16 protein-coding genes, 5 pseudogenes and 1 riboswitch are annotated in these 22,297 nt (G+C 54.2%); of the genes and pseudogenes, 12 read left to right on the forward strand and 9 right to left on the reverse strand.

The genetic code is table 11. The annotated features are described in order from the left end of the window. Positions 1-1,323 carry a chloride channel protein gene (locus tag M2397_RS13720; RefSeq protein ID WP_259243596.1) on the reverse strand — a complete coding sequence of 441 codons (1,323 nt, stop codon included), beginning with the start codon at positions 1,321-1,323 and terminating at the stop codon, positions 1-3. Positions 1,324-1,793: 470 nt separating this feature from the next. On the opposite strand from M2397_RS13720, the gene M2397_RS13725 reads away from it, so the two are divergent. From M2397_RS13725 to M2397_RS13735, 3 genes and pseudogenes are all read left to right on the forward strand, one after another. Beyond that, positions 1,794-3,281, forward strand: a complete 1,488-nt coding sequence (locus M2397_RS13725) for a SulP family inorganic anion transporter (protein WP_065889630.1) — start codon at positions 1,794-1,796, stop codon at positions 3,279-3,281. Positions 3,282-3,292: 11 nt separating this feature from the next. Further along, positions 3,293-3,511: pseudogene (locus M2397_RS13730) on the forward strand (universal stress protein); the annotation flags it as partial. 529 nt (positions 3,512-4,040) lie between these two features. Beyond that, the gene (locus tag M2397_RS13735) at positions 4,041-5,102 is read left to right on the forward strand and encodes a diguanylate cyclase (protein WP_259243599.1); all 1,062 of its coding nucleotides are present in this window, start codon (positions 4,041-4,043) and stop codon (positions 5,100-5,102) included. Between the two features lie 407 nt (positions 5,103-5,509). Here the strand turns inward: M2397_RS13735 and M2397_RS13740 are convergent. Beyond that, positions 5,510-5,947, reverse strand: a pseudogene (locus M2397_RS13740) (transposase); the annotation flags it as partial. Between the two features lie 1,332 nt (positions 5,948-7,279). On the opposite strand from M2397_RS13740, the pseudogene M2397_RS30530 reads away from it, so the two are divergent. The 4 genes and pseudogenes from M2397_RS30530 to M2397_RS13755 form a co-directional block, all read left to right on the forward strand. After that, a pseudogene (locus tag M2397_RS30530) lies at positions 7,280-7,402 on the forward strand (HAMP domain-containing protein); the annotation flags it as partial. Positions 7,403-7,729: 327 nt separating this feature from the next. Next, positions 7,730-8,266: pseudogene (locus M2397_RS30535) on the forward strand (methyl-accepting chemotaxis protein); the annotation flags it as partial. 188 nt (positions 8,267-8,454) lie between these two features. Then, positions 8,455-8,817 carry a histone-like nucleoid-structuring protein, MvaT/MvaU family gene (locus M2397_RS13750; protein ID WP_259243605.1) on the forward strand — a complete coding sequence of 121 codons (363 nt, stop codon included), beginning with the start codon at positions 8,455-8,457 and terminating at the stop codon, positions 8,815-8,817. Between the two features lie 213 nt (positions 8,818-9,030). Further along, a pseudogene (locus M2397_RS13755) lies at positions 9,031-9,651 on the forward strand (GGDEF domain-containing protein); the annotation flags it as partial. 643 nt (positions 9,652-10,294) lie between these two features. On the opposite strand, the gene M2397_RS13760 reads toward M2397_RS13755, so the two are convergent. The 4 genes from M2397_RS13760 to M2397_RS13775 form a co-directional block, all read right to left on the reverse strand. Continuing rightward, entirely contained in the window at positions 10,295-12,355 is a 2,061-nt protein-coding gene (locus M2397_RS13760) for a TonB-dependent receptor (protein ID WP_259243606.1), read from the reverse strand. A 394-nt stretch (positions 12,356-12,749) separates the two neighbouring features. Then, positions 12,750-13,190: a copper uptake system-associated protein gene (locus M2397_RS13765; protein WP_259243608.1), complete on the reverse strand. Its 441-nt coding sequence runs from the start codon at positions 13,188-13,190 to the stop codon at positions 12,750-12,752. A gap of 63 nt (positions 13,191-13,253) precedes the next feature. Then, positions 13,254-15,176, reverse strand: a complete 1,923-nt coding sequence (locus M2397_RS13770) for a TonB-dependent receptor domain-containing protein (RefSeq protein WP_259243610.1) — start codon at positions 15,174-15,176, stop codon at positions 13,254-13,256. 273 nt (positions 15,177-15,449) lie between these two features. After that, complete coding sequence (locus tag M2397_RS13775) at positions 15,450-15,833, reverse strand: DUF2946 domain-containing protein (RefSeq protein ID WP_259243612.1); 384 nt, start codon at positions 15,831-15,833, stop codon at positions 15,450-15,452. Positions 15,834-16,197: 364 nt separating this feature from the next. After that, a riboswitch (cobalamin riboswitch) is annotated at positions 16,198-16,395 on the forward strand. A gap of 41 nt (positions 16,396-16,436) precedes the next feature. Between M2397_RS13775 and M2397_RS13780 the strand changes: the two genes are divergently transcribed. From M2397_RS13780 to M2397_RS13800, 5 genes are all read left to right on the forward strand, one after another. After that, entirely contained in the window at positions 16,437-17,084 is a 648-nt protein-coding gene (locus M2397_RS13780; RefSeq protein WP_259243613.1) for an energy-coupling factor ABC transporter permease, read from the forward strand. Between the two features lie 99 nt (positions 17,085-17,183). Continuing rightward, positions 17,184-17,567, forward strand: a complete 384-nt coding sequence (locus M2397_RS13785; protein WP_083213929.1) for a DUF2946 domain-containing protein — start codon at positions 17,184-17,186, stop codon at positions 17,565-17,567. Positions 17,568-17,801: 234 nt separating this feature from the next. Next, entirely contained in the window at positions 17,802-18,440 is a 639-nt protein-coding gene (locus M2397_RS13790; RefSeq protein ID WP_259243615.1) for a putative natural product biosynthesis protein, read from the forward strand. Then, positions 18,440-18,736: a DUF2946 domain-containing protein gene (locus tag M2397_RS13795; RefSeq protein WP_259243617.1), complete on the forward strand. Its 297-nt coding sequence runs from the start codon at positions 18,440-18,442 to the stop codon at positions 18,734-18,736. Before M2397_RS13790 ends, M2397_RS13795 begins: the two co-directional genes overlap by 1 nt. After that, complete coding sequence (locus M2397_RS13800; RefSeq protein WP_259243619.1) at positions 18,655-19,050, forward strand: TonB-dependent receptor domain-containing protein; 396 nt, start codon at positions 18,655-18,657, stop codon at positions 19,048-19,050. The genes M2397_RS13795 and M2397_RS13800 overlap by 82 nt, the downstream gene beginning before the upstream one ends. Here M2397_RS13800 and M2397_RS13805 read toward each other — a convergent pair. The 3 genes from M2397_RS13805 to M2397_RS13815 all read right to left on the reverse strand — a co-directional run bounded on the left by M2397_RS13805 (position 18,943) and on the right by M2397_RS13815 (position 22,289). Then, positions 18,943-19,230 (reverse strand): cytochrome c5 family protein, encoded by a 288-nt coding sequence (locus M2397_RS13805; protein WP_122557269.1) that lies wholly within the window; start codon positions 19,228-19,230, stop codon positions 18,943-18,945. The genes M2397_RS13800 and M2397_RS13805 overlap by 108 nt on opposite strands. A 510-nt stretch (positions 19,231-19,740) precedes the next feature. Then, the gene (copC, locus tag M2397_RS13810) at positions 19,741-20,115 is read right to left on the reverse strand and encodes a copper homeostasis periplasmic binding protein CopC (protein ID WP_240888419.1); all 375 of its coding nucleotides are present in this window, start codon (positions 20,113-20,115) and stop codon (positions 19,741-19,743) included. A 92-nt stretch (positions 20,116-20,207) separates the two neighbouring features. Next, positions 20,208-22,289 (reverse strand): TonB-dependent receptor, encoded by a 2,082-nt coding sequence (locus M2397_RS13815; RefSeq protein ID WP_405046435.1) that lies wholly within the window; start codon positions 22,287-22,289, stop codon positions 20,208-20,210. Positions 22,290-22,297 lie beyond the last annotated feature (8 nt).

Raw genomic sequence — 22,297 nt, forward strand, 5'->3', positions numbered from 1 at the left:
CTATCGAGCTGGATTCTTTGGTGCAGCAGCAGGTTCTGCACTCTCGAGAAAGCCTCGCGCCAATTGCTGATACAACTCAGGGCCCATTCTTGAACTGATAGCCTTGGCAATCAAAGCGACGGCCATGAGACTGATCACCATACTGTGGCTGTCAATCATCTCCATCACAATGATCGCGGAGGTGATTGGCGACTGAGTAACGGCAGCCAGAAATCCGACCATGCAGAGTGCAATAGTGGGCTGCGCGGCCAGATGGAATAGCTCTGCGGTATTGGCGCCGACTGCGGCCCCTACAGCGAGCGAGGGGGCGAAAATACCTCCTGGGATACCAGAGAAGTAGGTCACTACGGTCGCTAAGAAGCGAGTAATGGGGGCGTGCCATGGCAGGACTACATCGGATGCGATGACCTGAGAAGTAATTCCGTACCCACTACCGAACGACATTCCGCCGCTCAACCAACCTAAGATGGCGACGACCAATCCACAGATGCCGGCAAACCACACCGGGTGCAGGCGCCGCCATTGCCAGATGATGAAGTGTGGATGCCGCTGCGCCCATAACAACATTCGGCTGAACAAACCACCCAATAGCCCACACCCAATTCCTATGACTATTGCCGGGACGACTATGTCGAGGTTGATGTCCTGAATGCCGAAATGACCGAAGTAGTTGTAGTTTCCCTGCAGCGCAATCGCGACCATCCCGGAAAGGATGATGGTACTGAGAAGAACGCCACTGGTACGGGTTTCCAGCTTGCGTCCCAGTTCTTCTACCGCGAATGCAATCCCTGCCAAGGGCGTATTGAATGCAGCTGCAATACCCGCCGCACCTCCCGCCAGGATGAGATCCTCGCTGCGTACGATTCGTGCATTGGGCAGGAATCGGTGAAAGAAGTGCATGATGGACGCGGCAACCTGAACTGAGGGGCCTTCACGCCCCGCCGAAAAGCCACCCGTCAGCGCCAGAGTTCCAAGGCTTATCTTGGCGAAAGCAATGCGTAGTGAAACCAGTCGGTTAATGGGCTTACCTTGACGCGCAAGCCGTGTTGCCGCGATTACCTGAGGAATTCCGCTGCCTTGGGCGCCAACGAAAAAACGTGTTGTCAGCCAGACTACGAGCATGCCGATCAGTGGGGTGTAAATAAGAGGAAGCCACGCTCTCTCAGCGGTCTGTTGGGCAAACTGCGCCAGAGCCATGTCTGCCAGCCTTGCGAAAGCCACCACCAGCAGGCCGGCAATGGTTGCCGCAATCCATAAGGTGACCCTGATGCGCCAGCGCATGGAAGCGAAGCCTCGCCGTAACAGTATTATCGTTTTGATCAATCCGGAACTCCCGTCCAAGTAGCCGTATTCAGGGCAAGACTATACAAATAAAACGTTGGCTCCAAACGGCCTTGGAGCGCAGCGAGTGAGATAAGGAGGGGGAGGGCCGGCAGGTAGTGCGTAGTAGAGGACGCGCCGTGGAAGGGCATGACTTAATGCAAAGCGCCGTCGGTCAGGTAATGGGTCGCAATCAAAATTAGCTTTAATGTATTATTCGTGCCGCCTCCGCCTTGAGCTGCAGGAACATCAGCATGACTGTACTCCAAACGATCTACTGGCAGCCTACGCCGCCTTAGCGCTACGCCCCCTCGCAACACCCGCACACGCCTGTTTCGCTCGCGGTGCGTGCTGCTGTATGCCCGGTTCTTACACCCAAAGCACACAGTCAAATAATCCTCACAATTTGAATTCGTATCGATGCGCTCGCCATTTTTTTGGTGTGCGTGCGGTGCATTGCCTTGGATATTTCTATGCTGCAAAAAATTAATCAAACGTGGTTTTCCAACGTTCGCGGAGACGTGCTCGCAGGAGTCGTCGTCGCACTCGCGCTGATCCCGGAAGCCATCGCCTTTTCCATCATCGCCGGGGTAGATCCCAAAGTCGGTCTCTACGCCTCCTTCTGTATATGTGCCGTCATCGCCTTTATGGGCGGGCGTCCCGGAATGATCTCGGCGGCGACAGGCGCCATGGCACTGCTGATGGTTACGCTGGTAAAAGAGCATGGACTTCAGTACCTGCTGGCCGCGACCCTACTATGCGGCGTACTTCAAATCCTTGCCGGCTACCTGAAGCTTGGCTCGTTGATGCGGTTTGTTTCACGGTCGGTAGTCACAGGTTTCGTAAACGCCTTGGCGATCCTGATTTTCATGGCGCAGTTGCCGGAACTTACGAATGTCACCTGGCACGTCTATGCCTTGACCGCAGCGGGTCTCGGGATCATCTACCTGTTCCCATACTTACCGAAGATCGGCAAGCTGATTCCGTCACCGTTGGTGTGCATACTGACCCTGACTGCCATCGTCATTTATCTTGGCTTGGATATCCGCACTGTAGGCGACATGGGCCAACTGCCGGATACGTTGCCTATTTTCCTTTGGCCCGAAGTGCCGCTGAACTTTGAAACCCTGCGCATCATTTTCCCGTACTCGGCTGCCTTGGCCGTAGTAGGTCTACTCGAGTCAATGATGACCGCGACTATCGTCGACGATCTCACCGATACCACCAGCAACAAAAACCGCGAATGCAAAGGCCAGGGCGTCGCCAACATCGCTGCCGGCATGCTCGGTGGCATGGCAGGTTGCGCCATGATCGGCCAGTCGATCATCAACGTGAAATCGGGTGGCCGCACCCGTCTCTCGACATTTTGTGCCGGCGTTTTCCTGCTGCTGATGGTGGTATTTCTTGGCGAATGGCTCTCCAAAATCCCTATGGCGGCACTCGTGGCTGTGATGATTATGGTGTCCATCGGCACCTTTAGCTGGGATTCCCTGCGCAATCTGAAAGTGCATCCGCTGCCGACCAACCTCGTCATGGTGGCGACCGTAGTGGTCGTCGTGGCCACTCACAACCTGGCCTACGGCGTACTGGTAGGTGTGCTGCTGGCTTCGCTGTTCTTTGCAAATAAGGTTGGGCACTACCTGGATATCAAGAGCACTCTGGAAGAGACGGAATCGCATCGGACTTACCACATCGTGGGCCAGGTGTTCTTTAGCTCTGCAGACAAGTTCACTGAAGTTTTTGACTTCAAGGAAGCGCTCAACAAGGTCACCATCGATCTCACGCAGGCGCATTTCTGGGATATCACCGCCGTCGCAGCGCTGGATAAGATCGTGATCAAGTTCCGCCGCGAAGGCGCCGAGGTTGAAGTTCTCGGTCTTAATGAAGCCAGCGCAACAATCGTTGACCGGTTTGGCTTGCATGACAAGCCCAGTGCCATCGACAAGCTCATGAGCCACTAGGGGTCATGACAATGCCCCACGGAATGGCATGCATAGATAACTCAACATCCTCATTGGCGGTCTGCGATTACGCAGCATGGGCCTCGCTACGACTCAGCGCTCCCCTGACCTTGCTTCATGTGCTGGATAAGGAGAAATATCCTGCATCTGCAGACCTGAGCTGCAATATCGGCCTTGGCAGTCAAGAGCATCTGCTGGAGGAGCTTGCTACATTATCTCAAAAATTTGCTGACACTTTGCGGACACAGAGAGCCATTAAGATCGTGCAATTGCTACCGAATTAAAGGATGCCGGCCTGTTGAATAATGAATCGCCCCGAAGCAGAAGCTAGGAGCGATTCACTACTACAGCTCTAGCGGGGCAGGCTCAGGTACAGGTACAGCAAGGGGAGGGGTGGCCCTCGCCATCCAGCGGAGAAAGACCTGTTTGAACACACATGCAATGTAAATAAACCCTACCGCTTCGGGATTCTGTTCTTTCACATCAACACTCAAGGGGGGGCTAGCATTGGGGACAGTTGACTTTCCCAGCGCTACCTCACGGTTCCTAGGTCACAAAATAGAGCCTAGCGGACAGCTTTTACCTTATACCCAAATCAGGTCGATGTGATTCGGCGGCCCGCTTAATTCAGCGCGATCGAAAAACGACTCTCGACGGTAATAGATAGATGGTTGGCGGAGTTGCCAATTTCAGTGTGGATAAGAGGTACACTGGTGGTTGCCAATTGCCACTACACTTTGCCTGACAGAAGGAAATACGATGCCCAACCGTATTGACCATAGCGAGAAACACAGACGCATGATGCTCAAGTCGCTGCTTTGGACAACACTGTGCTTTGGTATCTTCTTCTCTCTGTTCAACGCCAACCGTGGTTACTGGCTGCTGGCCGGGCTGGAACTAGCTTACGCGTTCATCTCGCTGTACATGCTGATGATCATTGACCGCACCAAAAAACTACAAGCCCTGACCATCATTTATCTGCTGCCTTTCTTCACTGTTATGATGTTCACGCTCGTCTCGCCAGAGACATCGGTAGGAATATTTGCCTGGATCCAGACCATACCGATAATTCTCTACCTGCTGCTTGGCTTACGTCTGGGGCTGATCGGCTCTCTGCTATTCGTTAGTCTTGGCCTATACATGATCACCATGCACCATGCAGAAAAGAGTCCAGTGGACGATATCGGTTTCGTTCTCGACATTGGTCTAGCGACATTGGCAATCACCATTTTCTCACACACTTATGAGCGTACCCGAGTTCTTACCGAGCAGCGTCTGATAGAGCTAGTGACTACCGACCACTTAACCGGCTTGGCTAATCGCGCGAAGCTGGCCGAGGTATTTCAGCGTGAGTCAGAGTTTGCCCTACGTAATGGTACTCCCCTAGCGCTGGTGTACCTGGATATAGATCACTTCAAGCAAATTAACGACCGTTTTGGCCATGACACAGGTGACCAAGCGCTCTGCCATTTTGCCAGCATACTAACGAAACGTCTGCGTGCCACCGATCTACTTTGTCGTCTGGGCGGAGAGGAGTTCGCCGCTCTGTTGCCGGGGGCCAGGGCGGAACAGGCCATGCTAATTGCAGAAACCTTGCGCGAGCACCTTGCCGCGACGCCCTTAGAGCTCAGTGACCAGCAACTGAACATGACCCTGAGTGCGGGTGTCGCAGTTTTCGGTAGTAATTGCGAGCACCTTGACGGTCTGTTAAAGGTTGCAGATGGTCGTGCCTATGCAGCCAAGCGCGCGGGACGCAACCGAGTGGTCGGTATCGAGCGCCCGTCACAGACAGAAATACGCGCTAACGACAGTGCTTATTAGGGCTGTTCATGTTTCGCATGGGCAGTCGTAGAGTTGAACAAGCAGGTTGCGAGGGTACTTTCGCAATTTCTGTTCAACGTGTCGAATCGCGACGTCACTTATAGTCACTGCTTGAGTCGCGCGAATGAGTGGTGTAAATGTTACCGTTCATCCTGTAACCGCCACACCACAAATGACAGGCGGGCGCTCACACGTCCCAGGCAAAGAGCGCTATCCTCGACTACATCACGCCAATTTTCTTGCTATATAGACCAGAGTTGGTGGTATCCCTACACAAAATCTCCATTCGTCGTATCAGTACGATTAAGTCATTTTCAAGACCCTGCGTATGCGTCCGTCCATCACGCCTAGCTTGATTAAACCGGTTGTCACTTATGCGGTAGCAACTGATCGATCAAACTCGCCCGCTACGTCGGCAGACGCGTGAGCACGTCCTTCAAATAAGCATAAACATCATGCCCATTCAGTCGCGCAGACTGGATCACAATCATGATCGCCGCCGCCGGTTTTCCGCTGCGCAGCGATCCGGCGAAGAGTCAGTTCTTGCGTCCAAGAGCCCATGGCCTGATTTGATTTCCACACCAATTGTTGTCTATGGGGACGACCCCGTCTTCCAGGTAGCGCGACAGCGCTGCCCAGCGCTTCAGGCTGTAATCCAGCACTCTACTGATGGCCGAACGTTCGGGCACCAGATCGCGCTGGGCGATCATTCAGGCATGCAGCCTATCCATCACCGGCACAGCTTTTTCCTGCCGTATTTGGCGTCGTAAATCCGGTTCCAGGTCGCGGACTTCGCTCTCGATTTCGTACAGCAACTGGATGTACCGCAAGGCCTGCTCGGCGATCCATTCGCCTAACTAAATTAGCGACTGCAGCGCTTCCCGATAAAGAGCCGTTTTGAAGCGTTGATGGCTCATCGACATCACCGCTCTCGAGGCGTTCCAAGGTTGTACAAAAATAAATATATGTACAACTTTTCATAAAGTTATCAATCTGAATGCCGACAGGATGACTGAAACGTTTAATTACATAAAACGTGATTAGCCGAATGAGCCAGACAGAGCCAGGCACTCGAGAAAATGGAGCGTTCTCAACAAAAACCAACTACAAACCGTCCCGTTCCGGGCTGTGAGAACTCTATGAATATCCTTGCTCCTGCCGTACACCTGGCTAACCGATTACGCTTCCCCACGAAATTTGGTGTGCTCGCAATCATTGTCTTCATCCCTCTGGTTCTACTCGGTACGCGCGTCATCCATCAGATAAACGAGAGCCTTGAGGTTATTCGCTCGGAACAATTGGGCCAGCGCTATCTGTTGGACGTCACACCTGTACTGCGCTTATCAATGTTGCAACGTGCGTTGACGAACCGCTTTCTCAGCGGTGATAGAACCGCTCAAGCCGATCTATCGGCCAACCAGATGAAGCTGGAGGACGCGTTTTCGAAACTGGCCGCAACCGACAGGCAATTCAACACGCAGCTGGAAACCGGTGATCGCGTGCAGCGTCTGTACACGGCGGCACAGCGGTTGATCGAGCAGGCAAAGGCCGATGCCAACCCAAACGAGATGTTCGACAACTGGAACGATCAACTCACCGAGACATTGAACTTCGTTTACTACGTCTCGGCCACGTCGGGCATGGTGTTGGATGAAGATTACGCATCGCTTTTCATGATCGACCAGAGCACCTTGAGGCTGCCACGGCAAATCAACATCGTCGGGCAATTGCGGGGGCTTGCCAGCGGACTGCATGACGGACAAAAGTTGAGTTCGGGTGCGCGCAGCGTTATTAAGTCGATGCTCAAAAATGAGTTACTCATCCACAAAGAACTTCAACAAAGCCTGGCCCTGTTGCGTCGCAGAGAACCTGCCCTCGCTGATAGTATTCAGGCACCGATCACCAGTGCTTTTGTGAGCCTGGACAGTTTCCGCGCCGACCTTGAAGTATTGATTGACGCACCAAGCGACACCATCACCGGCGTTCAGAATCTGCCAGCCAAAGGCAATGCGGTGGTGGCTGAGTTGTACAAGGCGCAAGACACGTTGCAAGAAGCACTACTGAATGCGCTTGAACGCCGTGTTCAGGAAAAAACTTCGGAACGCCTATTCATTCTCGGCATGTTTGTGGTTCTTGGCCTGTTGCTGGTGTATGTGTTCAGCGGCATCTACAGCGCCATGCGTCGCACTATCAACGATGTGTTGATTGCCACCCAACTCATTGCTCAGGGCGACCTGAGCGTGCGCATTCACGTGCGCGGTAAAGACGAAATGGCCGATGTGGGCAACGGCCTTAACCATATGGCGCAGGCGTTTAGCTCTTCGCTGGCTCAGGTCGAGCGCAGTTCACAATCGGTCTCCGATGCGGCGCAGCGCATTGGGGTGTCGATTGACACGGCTAAACGCGCGATGAGCGCACAGCAAAGCGAAACCGAACAAGTCGCTACGGCTATCAACGAGATGACCACCAGCGTTGCGGACGTGGCGCAAAACACCGAGGGCGCCGCCCACGCCGCAGAGCACGCCAGCCAGTCCTCCAACACCGGCCTGGCGAGGATGCAGGAAACCCGCGTGACTATTGAAGCCTTGGCCGATGAGGTGGATCGCAGTGCGCAAAAGGTTTCGGCGCTTGCGCAACACAGCCAGCAGATCGGCGGCGTTATTGAGGTGATCCGTAACATTGCTGATCAAACAAACCTGTTGGCGTTGAACGCGGCCATTGAGGCGGCCCGCGCCGGTGAGCAGGGTCGAGGATTCGCGGTGGTCGCCGACGAGGTCAGAACGCTGGCCTCGCGCACACAAAACTCCACTGAAGAGATCCGCCGGATTATCCAGGAGCTGCAACTGGCGACAGGCGACGCCGTCGAGCAAATGAAAGCGGGCAAGCTGCGCGCGCAGGAATGCATCGAGTCGGCTGATCAGGCCTCGACCAGCCTGGATGCAATCAATGACGGCGTTGAGCAAATCGTCGGCATGAACACCCAGATAGCCAGCGCGGCGGTTCAGCAGCATGCTGTCTCGGAGGATATCAATCGCAATGTGACCGAGATTCGTAACGGCAGTGTGGCGCTAATGGAAGGCATAGAGGACAACGCTTTGACTGCTGAGGAGCTGTCGCTGTTGGCAGGGGAACTGCGTACTGTCGTTTCGCGTTTCAAGCTCTAGCGCGAGAAATGGGGAGCCCAACTTGTTGGCTCCTCCAGCTTTTTCTTACGCGCCTACCGATAGCGAGTTGATTCAATCAGAAGCGAAGGACACCCAGCATTTTATAGGGTCTAAGAGTTGAGTCTTCTCCTTCATTCGAGTGTCTATTCTGATGTAACGTGACAATACTAATTGCTCAGGAAACTCCCATGTCCAAACTCGCAGAATTTCGTCAACTCGAAAAACACCTCGCCGAACAGCTCCAAGCGCTTGAGGCTCTCAAGGGTGACGCCGGCCTCAAGAAAGAAATCGAATTCGAAACGAAGCTGAGAGATTTGCTCGCAAAATACAGCTACAGCCTGAAGGACGTGATCAACCTGCTTGATCCACAAGCTGGTCGCCGCGCTCTAGTATCTGAGCCTAAAGCCACACGCAAGGCTCGCCAGGTGAAGGTTTATAAGAACCCACACACCGGTGAAATCATTGAAACGAAAGGCGGGAACCATCGCGGCCTGAAGGAATGGAAAACTGAGCATGGCGCAGCGACTGTCGAGTCCTGGCTAAGCAAGTGATTTGGGGTTGAGTACATAGGGGCCAGTGATGGCCCTTTTTTGGGCTTAACTTTTGGTTCGCCGGCAGCGCTCTCAGCATTACCGGACTTCCTCTCAGCAGCGCGCCCATTTTTTCTCCAGGTAAATGGAACCCCGCACGTAAGGTAGGTTTTACAAGAAGCTCACTCTTTCCATTGCTTCACCTATACGAACTGCTAGGTGGGTTGTGGAAATACCTTCACTGCGATGATGATCTCCCTGGGCTTGGTGCTCCTGGCTAAAGAGCGCAGCGAGGCTTTGCTTCAGCACATGGCGCTGCGAGATGTGCTGACCGGTATCCTAAATCGTCGAGCCATCCTTGATCAGTTTTCGACGGAGTTGGAGCGTGCGCGCCGAGACGGTTCGAGCCTGGCAGTTGCTATGGTCGATATCGATCACTTCAAACACATAAACGACAGGTATGGCCATCTGGCAGGAGACGAAGTTATTAGGCACTGTGCCAATCATCTAACCCTGCGCATTCGCCATTCCGACAGTATTGGTCGTTATGGAGGTGAGGAGTTTTTGATCTTGCTGCCGAGCACTAATACTGAAGGGGCCGTAGCTGTGCTAGATGAGCTCCGCGCTTCGTTGGCCGAATCGCCAGCTCAGTATGATAAGACAAAGATTTCGCTGCGCATCAGTATCGGTGTTTGCTGTGTGGTTCCCACTGAAGGAGACACCACAGCCAGCCTGCTTACCATCGCAGATTCGGCACTTTATGAAGCAAAGGGCTCCGGTCGGAATACTTTGCGGTTTGCAACGCCGCCGCCCCAACCGAGCGAAGCTCTGGGGTTTGCTGTCTCAGAGCGCTAAACGTAGAGTTTCGTAGGGTTCTATACGCAGCGTATCTACTCCAATCCCAAGGAATTTATGATTACGTTATTTTTGACGCGCGTGAGAGGCTTGGTGGAAAGGCGCTATGTGTAGGGCTTACGAGTACAGGCGAAGCCGTGCCAGATTAGACCAATCGATTCGATCTGGGGCCATCCTTGTTCTGGCCCGATTACCAACTACAGCTCGATAGCCTGGAAGCCTGCCTTGGCCTAGAGCGCTTCACACAGCTGAGAGAGCCATAGCCAACTCCTCAATCAATGAGCACTCGGACTCACGAGCAGCTCGGTAGGCTCTGCCCGGCACACTCCAAATTGGCGTTTATTCTTGGCTCCTCAGGGGCAGGCCGGCTTACTCTCTAACCGGCTTCGTAGGGCTCTTTCGAAAACAGGCCCCCACCACAATTGGGCACGTGGTTCGCGATTTCATCCTCACGCCAGGCCATCATAGCTCCACTACCAACGCCGAGCGGATTGCGCTCAGGCCTCTTAAAAGTGCGCATCTTCGCAGAAGGGGCCGAATGCGCAGGAATGCGACGCTCTACCCGTAATGCTAAATGAGTCAAACATTCAAGAACCAAAAAGCCAGAGATACCTCTGACTTTGCTCTCTTTGATAACACAGTGTTAAAGCTTCATATTGAGCGATACATAAGCCGAACGGCCTGGTGCTGGTGAAAACATCGCCTGGTCGTCGCCTCCCCAGAAGAAGTTGTCGTACCAGACGTACTCATAGTCCCGGTCGGTCAGGTTCTTAACCTGAAGGTCGATACTGGTCGCTGCGCTCAAGCGATAGCTGACATTGGCATCTAGCACGGCGAAGCCACCATATTTCCCGGCCTCATTAGCCGTGTCGATGTAGTAATCACCTTGGGCTCGGGCCTGCATGCCGAAGCGCCAGTCATCGTTCATGCGATAATCGACGCCCAGATTGCTGATATATCTTGGCGTGGAGAAGACTTCCTTGCCCGCCAAGGATTTGCCGTTGGCATCAAAAGCTTTAACCACCTTGGCCTCCTGGATTGCATGCGAGCCCCATATCATCCATTGGTCATTAAGCTGGGTAGTGAACTGCATATCGACACCTCGACGACGAGTCTCTCCGAGTCCAACTGTCGTGCCTGTCGCTGGCATGTTCGACACTTCATCGGTTGCGTCTTGTTGCCATACTGCAACTCGCGTCTCTGTACCGGCGAATGGGCGGTATTTTATGCCTACTTCCTTACCGGTATTGATTGACGGTTCGTAGTGGGAAGCCCCGTTAATTAGATAACCGGGATCGGCGTTGCCGGTGAGTATCTGGAAGGTGCGACCCCAGTTGGCATAGACGTCAATATCTTGATTGATGCTATAGACCACGCTGAGCTTGGGCTGCTCGATCCAACCGTAATCCTGCAAAGATCCCTTTGCAATTGAAGTGCCGTTGAACGCCTTGGTACTACCGCTGAACCTGTCCACACGCATCGCGGGGATAATCTTAAGGGAATCGGTCGGCTGGATAATCGCTTGAACGTAGCCACCCACGTTATACAACGTGTAGTGATCGTCATTCTGAATGCGCGCTGGTGGCGCATCGAAATCGGTCGGCACCCCATACGCAAAACGTCTGCGTTCGTATGAGTTGTTCTGCTCCTCATAGTTTATGCCGCCATCGAGCGTGAGCCAGTCGTTGGCGCGCCAAGTCAGATTGTTCAGCATCCCAAGCTGTTGTTCGTCCCAGAAGCGACGCTGGCGCGGAGCATTACCAGGCTGATAACTGGTGAAGGTGATTGAGCGGTCATCGTTGTAGCTGTTGTAGTACAGCTTGCTGCTCAGGTTCAGATCGTCATTTGGCTGCCAGTCCATGTGCAGGCTCAAGTGCTTCATGTCGCGGTCACTACGGTCATTGTCGTTCTTTTCCGGCGAATCCTTGCGGCTGGCGTGCAGCTCTTCGCGAGTGAGGAAACCGCCTTCGTCAGCCTGATGGTGATAGAGACGTGCGATGGCGCCGATCCGGAAGGTTTGATCGTCGTTGCTGAGAAACCACTTGCCACCCAAGGCATATTTATTCGAGTTGCTATGATCGCGGGATCCGTCCGAATCCTGTTTGGCCAGTAGGTAGTTCTGCGCGAAGTTGCCGTCTTCGTGGCCGATAGCTAGTTGTACTTCACGGGTATTAAAGCTGCCGTAGGTCAGGCGGCTATCGGTGTAGTTTCCGCCCTGGCGGGTGGCATAATTGATATTGCCGCCAATGTTGTGCAAGCCGTAGCGCGGATCATTAGTCCCACGTACCACTTCGATATGGTCGATATCGAGTGGGAAGATCATGTCGACAAAGCGTTGGTTGCCGCTGTTGACGTTGCTCGGAATGCCGTCGATCAGCACCTTGATGCCGTTGATGTAGCCCTCGCCATTGAACGCACGAAAAGTAGCTTTGCCGGACTCGGCGCCTTGGCCGGTCTCGGTCAGCTGGATACCGGGCATCTGTCCCAGCAACTGCCAGCTGTTCATTACGTTCTTGTCTTCTACCTGATCGCCGCCTAGTACATCGACAGAAGTAAGTATGTTCTCGATGCGCAAAGCGGTACTTTCCTGCTGCGAAATGCGTACCTCTCCCAGAGTGATCGTTGAGTTTCCAGACTCGGCGGCATGGAGGACGGTTGAGGCCAGCGCTGTTAGTACAGCGAATGAGGCCGGGGCGGATTTCATGGTATCTCCGAAACTACAGATCGCAGTGATTAAGGGAAACTGGCTGGCGACGGTAGCCAATATCGCGGAAGCAGCGATCAAGAGCGTGCTGACGTCCGGAGCCAAACGGCCAGTACCTTAATTTGTTATAACGTAACGTTTCCACTGACATTTGTAACCGAATGTTAAATGTCTCTAAGCAGATCAACTGCACATAGGGTTCGCAACGCTGCGCCCCAATCGCGGTAATGCGCCTGAGGAATACTTGGAGTGTGGAGGAACAACGAGCAATAGGCGCAACCGTGTGGGCGCATCATCTTTAAAGTCCCATCAAGATGACTGACCGATACTTCCCGACTGGACAATAGGTCAGTCGGGATCTGCCGTGGTGAATCCATCCGCCAAGGTCGTGAGTCTATTCAGCTCGATTAGCCGCTGAAGAGTGCTCCTGGCTTACGTTCACGACTCCTTTGAACAGAGCGAACTGCTTCACCCGATTCGGAGATACAGCGCTTTCTGCCTGCGTCACGGATTGGCTCATATGCACGGCTGCGTCAGGGGCCAATCCGGCGCTCCGCAGGGTGGTCGGATCCAGCAACGCGTCGCCGGCGCACAGCACGACCCGCCAGCCTTTATCGTTTTTTCCTAGCAGTGCGCGACCTCCGCGCTCGCCTTGTGTCCAACCGGCGACAGCGTGATCACCTTCGACCGTAATTGGGCCGACATCAAGCGGAGCATCCGGACGCTCCCAAGTATGGCGCATCAGGTGTTGGATATTTTGTTGATCCGATGCAGTGTCAGCGAAAGCCCCCGTGACAAGTGTCATCAAGATAAGAAATAGCGTTGCGAATTTCATGGTGTGTGTCCTTGAGTTGAGGCTGCCGTCGATCACTCAGCAGCCGAATTCCATCGGGGTCGTTTAGAAGCCCATTTTCACGCCGAGCTGCGCCGAGGTTCCTGGCATTGGATAACCGTTGCGATACTCATAGTTGCGGTCGAATAGGTTTTCTACCGCCACAAAAACCTCACCGACTTTGCCTAGCGCCGGAACCGCATGACCCACCCTCAGGTTCACGACAGTGAAGCTGTCCACCTGTGCGAAGTTCGCGGCCCCTGCGGTACGCTCTTCCGCTAGCACGTACATGTCTCTCTGATACTGGGCATCAGCGCTCAAACGCCAAGGGCCGGTTTCGTAGGTCGTGCCTAACGACAAAGACCGTTTCGGTGCGTAGGGCAGAGTTTTCAGCGACGGATCCAGCCAGGTGAAGCCGACGAAGCTGCTCCAGCTATCGTTCCAGTGCTGCTGCCAAGTGGCCTCGGCGCCCTTGATTTCGTAGTTACCCAAGTTAGTAAATGAGGGCTGTGAAACGGCAGGAGGGAACGCGAACAAATAGCGATCTTTGTACTTGTCCTTGAAGATGGCCAGATCCAGGGTTGCACTCTCGATAGGGTTGAATTTGACCCCCAGTTCTTGGTGATCGAGTTTCTCGGGCTTTAGATCTTTCCAGCTTTCGCCGAGCGCCGGGATTAGGTTCGAGAGAACTGAAGCCTCGAGCCCTGGATAATTGATGCCTCGAGACAGGTTGGCCCGAAACTCGACATTGGAAGTGGACAGCAGCACACCAGCATGCGGCGCTGTAGCGCTTTCGAAGACGTTGTGGTCGTAGGTACGCACTCCGGCAGAAGGCGTTAGTGTCCAGCTGTCATTGAGTTCAAATGCATGGCTGAGAGCAATGTGTGGCGAGATCACTCGCAAGGTTGGCGCGTCGAAGTCGGCACGCGGTGCCGGCGCTATACGTTTGTAAGTCACGTCGCCTTTGCTTTCATCGATGTCCATGCCCAGCGCGACTTCCCCGTTTTGCCAAGGGCGCAGACTTTCTTCCCAGCGCAGGCCTTGCAAGGTGAAGTCGCTGATGGTGTCACCATCGAGCTCAGGTTGATCGAGCGCGCTGCCTCGACCTTCGTTGTGGTAAAGCTTGACGCTACCGTTGCCCCAGTCGTAGTCGTGGTTAAGTGAGAGCGAAGCCAAGGTGCCGCGAGTGTTGAACTCACCGGTCTTGGTCTCTGGCAGACCTTTCTGTCCAGGGTCTGAGGCTTGGTTGTTGGCATGCAACAGCAACAGGCCAGCACTCCAGTTATCGTTTAAACGATAACCTATGCGCGCGAGGCCATTGTTCAAACGGCCATCGCCATCCGGACGGTCGCCATCGGAGTGAGCTGCTCCTTGCGCTAGCAGGTAGTCCCAATCGCCGCTGCGGCCAATAAGGGAGGCTTGATCGGTCGCTGTGTGGAAACTGCCACCAGTTACCTGCAATTCGCCATGCTGGTTATCGCCCGCTTCAGCAGTACGAGGAGTCAAATCAATTGCGGCAAAGGTGTTGCCGAATTTTTGCGGTTGCGGGCCTTTGTAGACGCTGATGCTTTGCATGGCATTGATCGGTAGCAGATCCAGTAAAGGGTGCCCCCAAACGCCCATGTAAAAAGGCACGCCATCGATGTACGTCTTGATCTCACTGCCTGGCCGGCTGGCACCCATACCACGGATATACACCGCGCCACCTTCAGCCCCACCGAACGACCCCACTGGGTTGAATCGTGAAACGGTCACCCCTGGAGTACGGCGCAGCGCGGACGATAGATCTAGCGCGTTGAGGTCACGGATCTGATCCTGCCCCACCACGGTGGTTAGGCTCCCGAAGGAGTCGACCTTGTTCTGGTCTATTACAGAAGAGCCAATCACCGTCGTTTCAGGCAACTCCACAGGTTGATTATCTGCCTGTGCAGCGGCGGTGGCGCCAAACAGTGAAATCGAAACACCGTACCAAATAGCCTTTTGCATCATCCCTTGTGCTCCTTGTTATCGACGAGGCCCTGCCCACTAACGGAGTGTGTGCCTACGTTTTCAATGCCAAAGTTTTCTCGCCTGCGGTGCATCCCCATGCACGGCAGGGACTTGCTGCATCACAAATGAAATAGCCAGCACGGGGCATACCTGATCACACCAGTACGTGATTCAGATCTCGGTATCGGACGCGCACCAACGATGGATCTCTTGGTCATCAAAGGATCCCAGAGATCGAGCTGGCAATAATTGAGCGCTGATGGCCGTGGCTACTTAGTACAAGGGAGAGGCGCGAGGGTTGGCGGATGCCCAGGAGTAGCGAGGAGGAGCCTTACTGTGGGTTTCAACGGGTTTTCGTTGAACCTGGTTGGTTCGCGCAAGCCAAGCAAGGCAGAACAGGAACACGAGGTTTAAGGTGATTGAGGAGCACATCGGGCAACTGAAGTTGCTGGCCCAATTACTCTTGGGCTGGGCAACCAAATCCCCCCCGACATCCGCAACACCCACATTAGATACTGAGCAGAATTGCCCTCCCGCGCCATTGAGGGCCAAGCCACTCATCTGTCCGTGAGCAATACCGCAAGCCAATAGATTGAACAGGACGCAGGCATAGAGCGTCCAGGCAATCAACGAGCTGTCTGTTCGAGTTCTGTTCATGGAAATGACTCTAGCACCCGACTTTTGGGCGTGCCACGTAACGACCATGTATTTGGTTGAGGTTTAACGCAGAAGCATTTCTAGTTCCAGACGAACCGTCCGAGCGTATTTGAGCTACTGTCGGAAGTGCGTCAGGTGAAACCCAATCATGCCTACTGAGCATTTGTTCTGACCGACTCGTGGAGGGGCAAAAAGTCTAACGACACCTGTCACCTTTAATAACCTGCGACAGTCTGGCGCAGGCATTACCCTAAGTCCGATAAAACATGCCTATCGAGTCGCCTGAGGCAGACTGTCGCACGTTGTTCCGTGGAACCTTGTCGGAAAGACTACTCGGCTCGTGCGCAGACCGTGCAAAACCCTTAATCTGTTGACGCTTTGTGGTTTCACCTTTTGGTGAAGCAATAGGGAAGCAGGTACGCCCTTTGGCCATTCCTGCGCTGCCCCCGCAACTGTGAACGGTTAGCTCTCTCGTCTATGCCACTGGCCTATAACGGCTGGGAAGGCGCGGGAGGGTGTTGAGCTGTGAGCCAGGAGACCTGCCACAAGTGCTGCCGAATATCCCGGCAGCTTCCAGACCCGCATCCCTCGGAGGGAGACCTGATGCATATCGAACCCGGCGTGCTCAATGCCGCCAAAGTGCTGTACGCCAACGCTGCTGCAATCGCTACGCTGGCGGCTTTTTCGCCGAAGCTGCTACGCCCCGATAACCTGATTAAGACGATACTCGCCGCCGCGTTTTTCTCGGTGTTCATGGAAGTATTCCATTTGCCGGTCGGCGCTTCTGAATTGCATTTCGTCGGTGCTTCCGCCGTCTACGTCATCTTCGGCTTTATCCCCACGCTGTTTGGTTTTGCCATTGGCCTGTTGTTGCAAGGATTGTTGTTCGAACCGCAGGATCTAGTGCACCTAGGGGTCAACTCGTTGTCTTTGATGTTGCCGCTGATTGCCGCCCACGGCTTGCTGGGACGCCGATTTTTCGACGTTGCCGGACGCAGCATTCGTTGGGCTGAAGTGGTCAAGTTCGATGCGCTGTATTACACCGGTGTGGTAGCGATGGTGGGTTTCTGGTTGTCCATGGGCGAAGAACCAACCCCTCTGAGTAACTGGGCGCTGTTCGCCGTTTCGTACTTGCCACTGGTGTTGTGCGAGCCGCTGTTCACCTGCCTGGTGGCACGTGCGCTTAAGCGTCATGCCGACAACGCTTTTGTCGAGCGATTCACCTGTGTGAAATCACTAAAAGTTGCGTAATTGACCCTTGCCCCCATCGTTTAGGTATATCTGGGCGGTGGGTTTTAACAGTATCTTTCGATCTTCAACCCCGCCTGCTTGGGTGTTAATGTCGCTGCCATGAAATTGTCCCTATCAAACCGCTCGCTCGTTGCCTGGACGCTGTATTTCTGCGTCCTGTTCAACGTGTTTGCCTGCGGTTTGGGACATGGGCAGATGAGCGGGCTCGAACTCAATGGAGTCGGCGGTCAGTTTTGCTCTGCACTGGGCAGCAAGAGCCCGACTCAGAAAACGGACTTCACTGACCAGTCAGCTGGTGGCTGGGCCGGTAGTCTGTCGTGCCCTATCTGTTCAGCGGTGACATTGAGCATCGCCTTTCTATTTTGCCTGACCTGGCTGCTGCGAATCAGACAAAAGCCGCAGCCCAGCCGCGAGCTGCGCTGCAAGGCACCTCCTCGATACTCTTGGCCCTCGGCCAACCCTCGCGCTTCCCCTCAGATTTGACGCCTGTGAGTGGCCGGCTTGATTTGCCCGCCATCGCTTGTTTTTTCGTCGTCCGTTTTACGCCGGCTGTCGCTGATGCGACCAAGGGTGGACGCCGTTCAACCGTCTCGGGAAGGACATCCGTATGTCTCTTGTTATTGATCATCCAAGTTCCAGGTTTAGTTTTTCCGAAAGGATCACTGTCTGTATTACTGCATCCCGTAAGTCGCAAGCGGTTGTGGCACGGAGGTTGGTATGCGCTCTGTAGTCATTCCTTCAGGGGCTTCGCGCCTGGTCAGTAAGGCGTCGCGCGTGAGCAGTCGTGCCGACTTCCTGTTGCCGTTTCCTGACTACCCCAGTAATGCACGCTGTTTTGTTCACCTGGATGCCCGGTTGCTGCCTTACTGGCATACGTTGTTCGATGTGTGTCCTGGGTTGCTCAAGTTAGATCCACCGGACGGCTTGAACATATTTCGAAGTTTCATGACCTGGGCATACCGCAATCATCCACCTCTGAACTGGACTTACTACCTGAGTGTTTGTCGCTGGTTACTCAACTCGACCTACCAGAAGCAAATACACGAGGAACACATCGACTCCTTCATGACTGCGGCGGCGGCTCGTTGGATAAATACTGACGATAGCCAAGCTCGCGGGCTGGTCTTGGCTTGGCAGGGTTCGCCTATGAGGGTGTTTGACTGGAAGGTAGCCCCCCGTTCTGTCGCCGGCGTTGACCCTGAAAAAGAGGAATTTCCACCGACGCCTTGGGACTTCGCCTGGTGCCCTCTTACAGGAAAGGGGGGCGCTGGCTTTCGCCGCTGGTTGCCTATCCCCGGATACGAGCCACAGGCCCAGCCTTTGAAGGCTGTGCGTGATAAGCAGAAGTCCTGCTAGTGCATAAGCGCTACATCATCGGAGCATGGCTGAGTCTGTTCGCCATGCTGATGATTTTTGCCGGCCCGCTGATCAGTCAGGGTGTCAGCCTTGCCCATGGCCAAAGTCAGAAAATGGGAATGGCTGGCATGGAATGCCACGACATGCCTGGCATGAGTCAGATGACTCATCACGGCTCTGCTGACAAACACCATGACCTGATCGTGTGGGAAAAGTGTGGGTACTGCTCACTGCTGTTCCAACACCCTGCACTCATCGAGTCGAATCTGCCCGGATTGGCATCACCTATGACCTGACCGAAAGTCTTGCGCTCTACGCGGCGTATTCCACCGGTTTCAGGGGGGCATTCAACTTCACTGGTCGCGAGACTCCCAAGCCTGAGCTCTCTCGCAACTATGAGGCGGGCGTTAAGCTGGCTTTCAACGATCTAGGCATATGCGGTAGTTCCGCACTTACGGATATGAGCTGGTGGGGGCAGCAAGCTGCCTCCCTACCGCGACCCTTACTTCGACATCCACGCAATTACGGCCTTGTAGTCTTCGGCGCTACAGTCCATGCACAGGCCCCGCGCCGGCATTGCATTAAAGCCTTCGGTCACGTGTTTGACTAATACATCGGTGCCCTGCTCAAGGCGGGGTTTCCATGCCGCTTGATCACCTTTTTTTGGTGCCATAGGTAACTGGCCGCTATGGCACATGGTGCAGGCGCGGTTGAATACCGCTTCAGGCTCTTGGGCGGCATAAGCGGTAGAGAATGCGAGTAAACAGGCTGCTGCCAATACTTTCTTCACGGTCGACCTCATGGGGCATTTTTATAATCAGGCGGCGCCTTCAGAATGACAGAGTCCATCCGTGGCACATGAGCATTGCCGACGCATTTGCCGTTTGGCAGAAAGCACATCAGCAGGGCATTTTGAGTTTAGTGAGGGCGTATCGAGACCCCAAATGCGACAGGCCGCCGCACCTGGCGACCTAGCTAATGAACCGTAGCTCGCTTGAGGGGGGCGAGCGTCACCTGTGGCAGGTTGTCGCAGGCCAGTGTGTCAGTGGATGCATGCTACATTTAAAGCCGACGCGGTGATTTCTCTTGGCAGGGTTAACGTCGTGTCACTGAGTGCCATGGCCTGAAAGGGCCGTGGCACTTTTCTTTTCTCTAAGTAGCTCACTCCCGCATACGATATCTGCGCTCCTTATTTACTGATTCTCCAGCAGACTCATCTCCAGCTTTTCTTTGAAAGCGCCTCAAAGAAAAGGCCCACAGCGTGGGCCTCGTTAACTTCAGTCGAGCTTACCGATCAAGATCACTTGCCCACGGTGAAACCGTAGTCGCCATCACTTTTGTGGGTATCAACCGAAACGGCATGCCATTCAACCTTGTACTTTCCGGCTGCCAGCGGCTTCTCAGGTGTGACGATCAGTGTTTTCTGGTCGCCAGGAGCGGTTTCGATGCTTTTGACCGCAACTGCGGAGCCATCGCCAGTGATGATAACTTTGGTGAACTTGGCTTCGACACCCTCAGAGAACACCAGACGCAGCTCCTGCGGTGCACTTACCGTGCTATCAGCAGCCGGCGTTTCACTCTTAAGGTGGGCATGGGCAAACACTGAAGTGGCCGTTGCAAGGGATGCAAGCAACGCCACGGAGGTCAGGATTTTTTTCGCAAAATGAGCTGGCATCTTTATTACCTCTGGTTAATGACGAGTAAAGGTTTGCTGCGAATTCGTACTCTGTATCGCTGAGGCCAGATGGGCCCCAGCGGTTATCCACATCAGAAGTCAAGAGTAAGCCCGGCGTACAAAGCACGCCCATCACCTGGTGAGTGCAGGGATGCTTGGGCACCATCCGGGTCGTACCAAACGTATTCATAATAGCGGTTGGTGAGGTTTTTCAACTGTAGATCGACGCTCACCGATTCGGTCACTTTGTAGGTCGCGCCGAGGTTCATCAGTACGTATCCACCATAAGTCCCTTTGGTGTTTTCTCGTTCCAGGTAGTAGTTAGTCTGGCCATTCATCCAGGCAGTCAGTTGCAAGGCAGGTGTCGCTTCATAACTGATGCCAGCGTTGTAAAGGTGATGGGGGATATGGTCGATTTCCTGGCCTTTGCTGTTAGGCAAACTGGCGCTTGGCTGGAGTATTTTCGAATACTGCCAAGAGTAGGCCATCCATATTTCAGTGCGTTCGTTAGGGTGTAGGTTCATCTGCAAGTCATAACCCCACCGTCGCGTTTCACCGACGTTGTCCGACTCGCCGCTCGGGTCGTTGAGGCGGCGACTGACTTCACCCGAGGCCTCCTGCTGCCAGTAAGCCACGCGACCATCAATCCAGTCCGCCGGGGTGAACTTGATGCCTGTTTCCCAGCCCTCATTGATTGAAGGTGCCAGATCGGTATCTCTTGGCGGGATTTTGTAGGCTGCCGCGCCGGTGCCAACTTGGAAGGTACGGCCCCAGTTAGCATAAAAACTGGCCACGTCCCAGGGCGAATAGACCACGCTAAGCTTAGGTTGTTTGATCAGGCCATAATCGTTGATATCGTAATCCAGGCCGGTCATTTCGTTGGTGAAATCACCCTGGATTTTGTCGACTCGATATGCCGGGACAATCTTCAACGACTCGAAAGGTTTGATCTCAGCCTGGACGTAGGCGCCGTAGGTGTCGAAGTCGAATTGCTGATCTCGGGTAGTTGCCAGACGAGCACGGTCTTTGGTGCGATAGCGCTCACTCTTGTTTTGCTGCTGCTGTACGTCTGCACCACCTTCCAAGGCGAAGTCATACAGCCAGCTGACCTCCGGTCGCCATGTCAGAGATGTGAGGGCGCCATATTGAGTTTCATAGGCATCACGCTCCTGTTGGGAGCTAGTGCGCCAATATTGCGTCCAGCGTCGATCATCGAAGGTGTTGACGTAGGTCTTCGCCGACCATGCGAGGTTCTCAGCCAAGTCCGTATCGAAATGCAGACTGACCTGATTCATACGCCGAGTGCCCTTGTCGGTAGCGTTGAAACTGTTGGTCATGTTCGGATGATGGCGGGCATCATCTTCGGTCAAATAGCCAGGCTCCTGAGCCTCAGCTTCGTAGTGACGGGCGATCAAACCGATTCGGTAGCTGTCGTCATCCGGTGTGTAAAACCACTTACCAGACATAGAAAAGCGGTCTGCTTGGGAATGATCCCTGTAGCCATCGGATTTTTGATAGGCAAAGAAGTAGTTCTGAGTCCAGTTGCTGCTTTCGATGCCCTTGGCAAGTTGGGTTTCCTGAGTGTTGAAGCTGCCGTACCGAATCCGCGCCTTGTTGTAGTCCCCACCGGTGCGGGTCAGCATGTTGACGTTACCGGCGATGTTATTCAGACCATAGCGCGCATCACTGGTGCCACGGACAACCTCGATGCTGTCCAGCTCCATGGGGAAAATCATGTCCATGAACGGCATGTTGCCGTCGTTGCTGTTGCTCGGAATCCCGTCAATCAACAGTTTTACGGCGTTCACTTCGCCTTCGCCGTTAAAGCCACGGAAGGAGATTTTCCCTGAGGTTGTGCCCTGGTTGAACTCCGTGAGCATCACCCCAGGAGCTCGGCTGAATAACTCCCAGCTGTAATTGACTGGCATCTTTTCGAGGATATCTCCCCCGAGGATATCCACCGAGCTGAGTACACTGCTGGTACTCAGGGGGCCGCTGGCTGTGCCCTGAACGTTCACGGTGCCCAAAGTCAGGGTCGAGTCTTCGACTTTACCGACGTCGGCCAGAGCCGAGCACAAAGGGTTCATTGCGAATAGACCAACCGACATCAACGGCCATATGGAACGGGACACAGACAGACGCTTTGCATGACGCAAAGTAAATGAAGCAGGCATAGCACGCA

It is taken from the genome of Pseudomonas sp. BIGb0381, from assembly GCF_024809815.1.
Lineage (GTDB): Bacteria > Pseudomonadota > Gammaproteobacteria > Pseudomonadales > Pseudomonadaceae > Aquipseudomonas.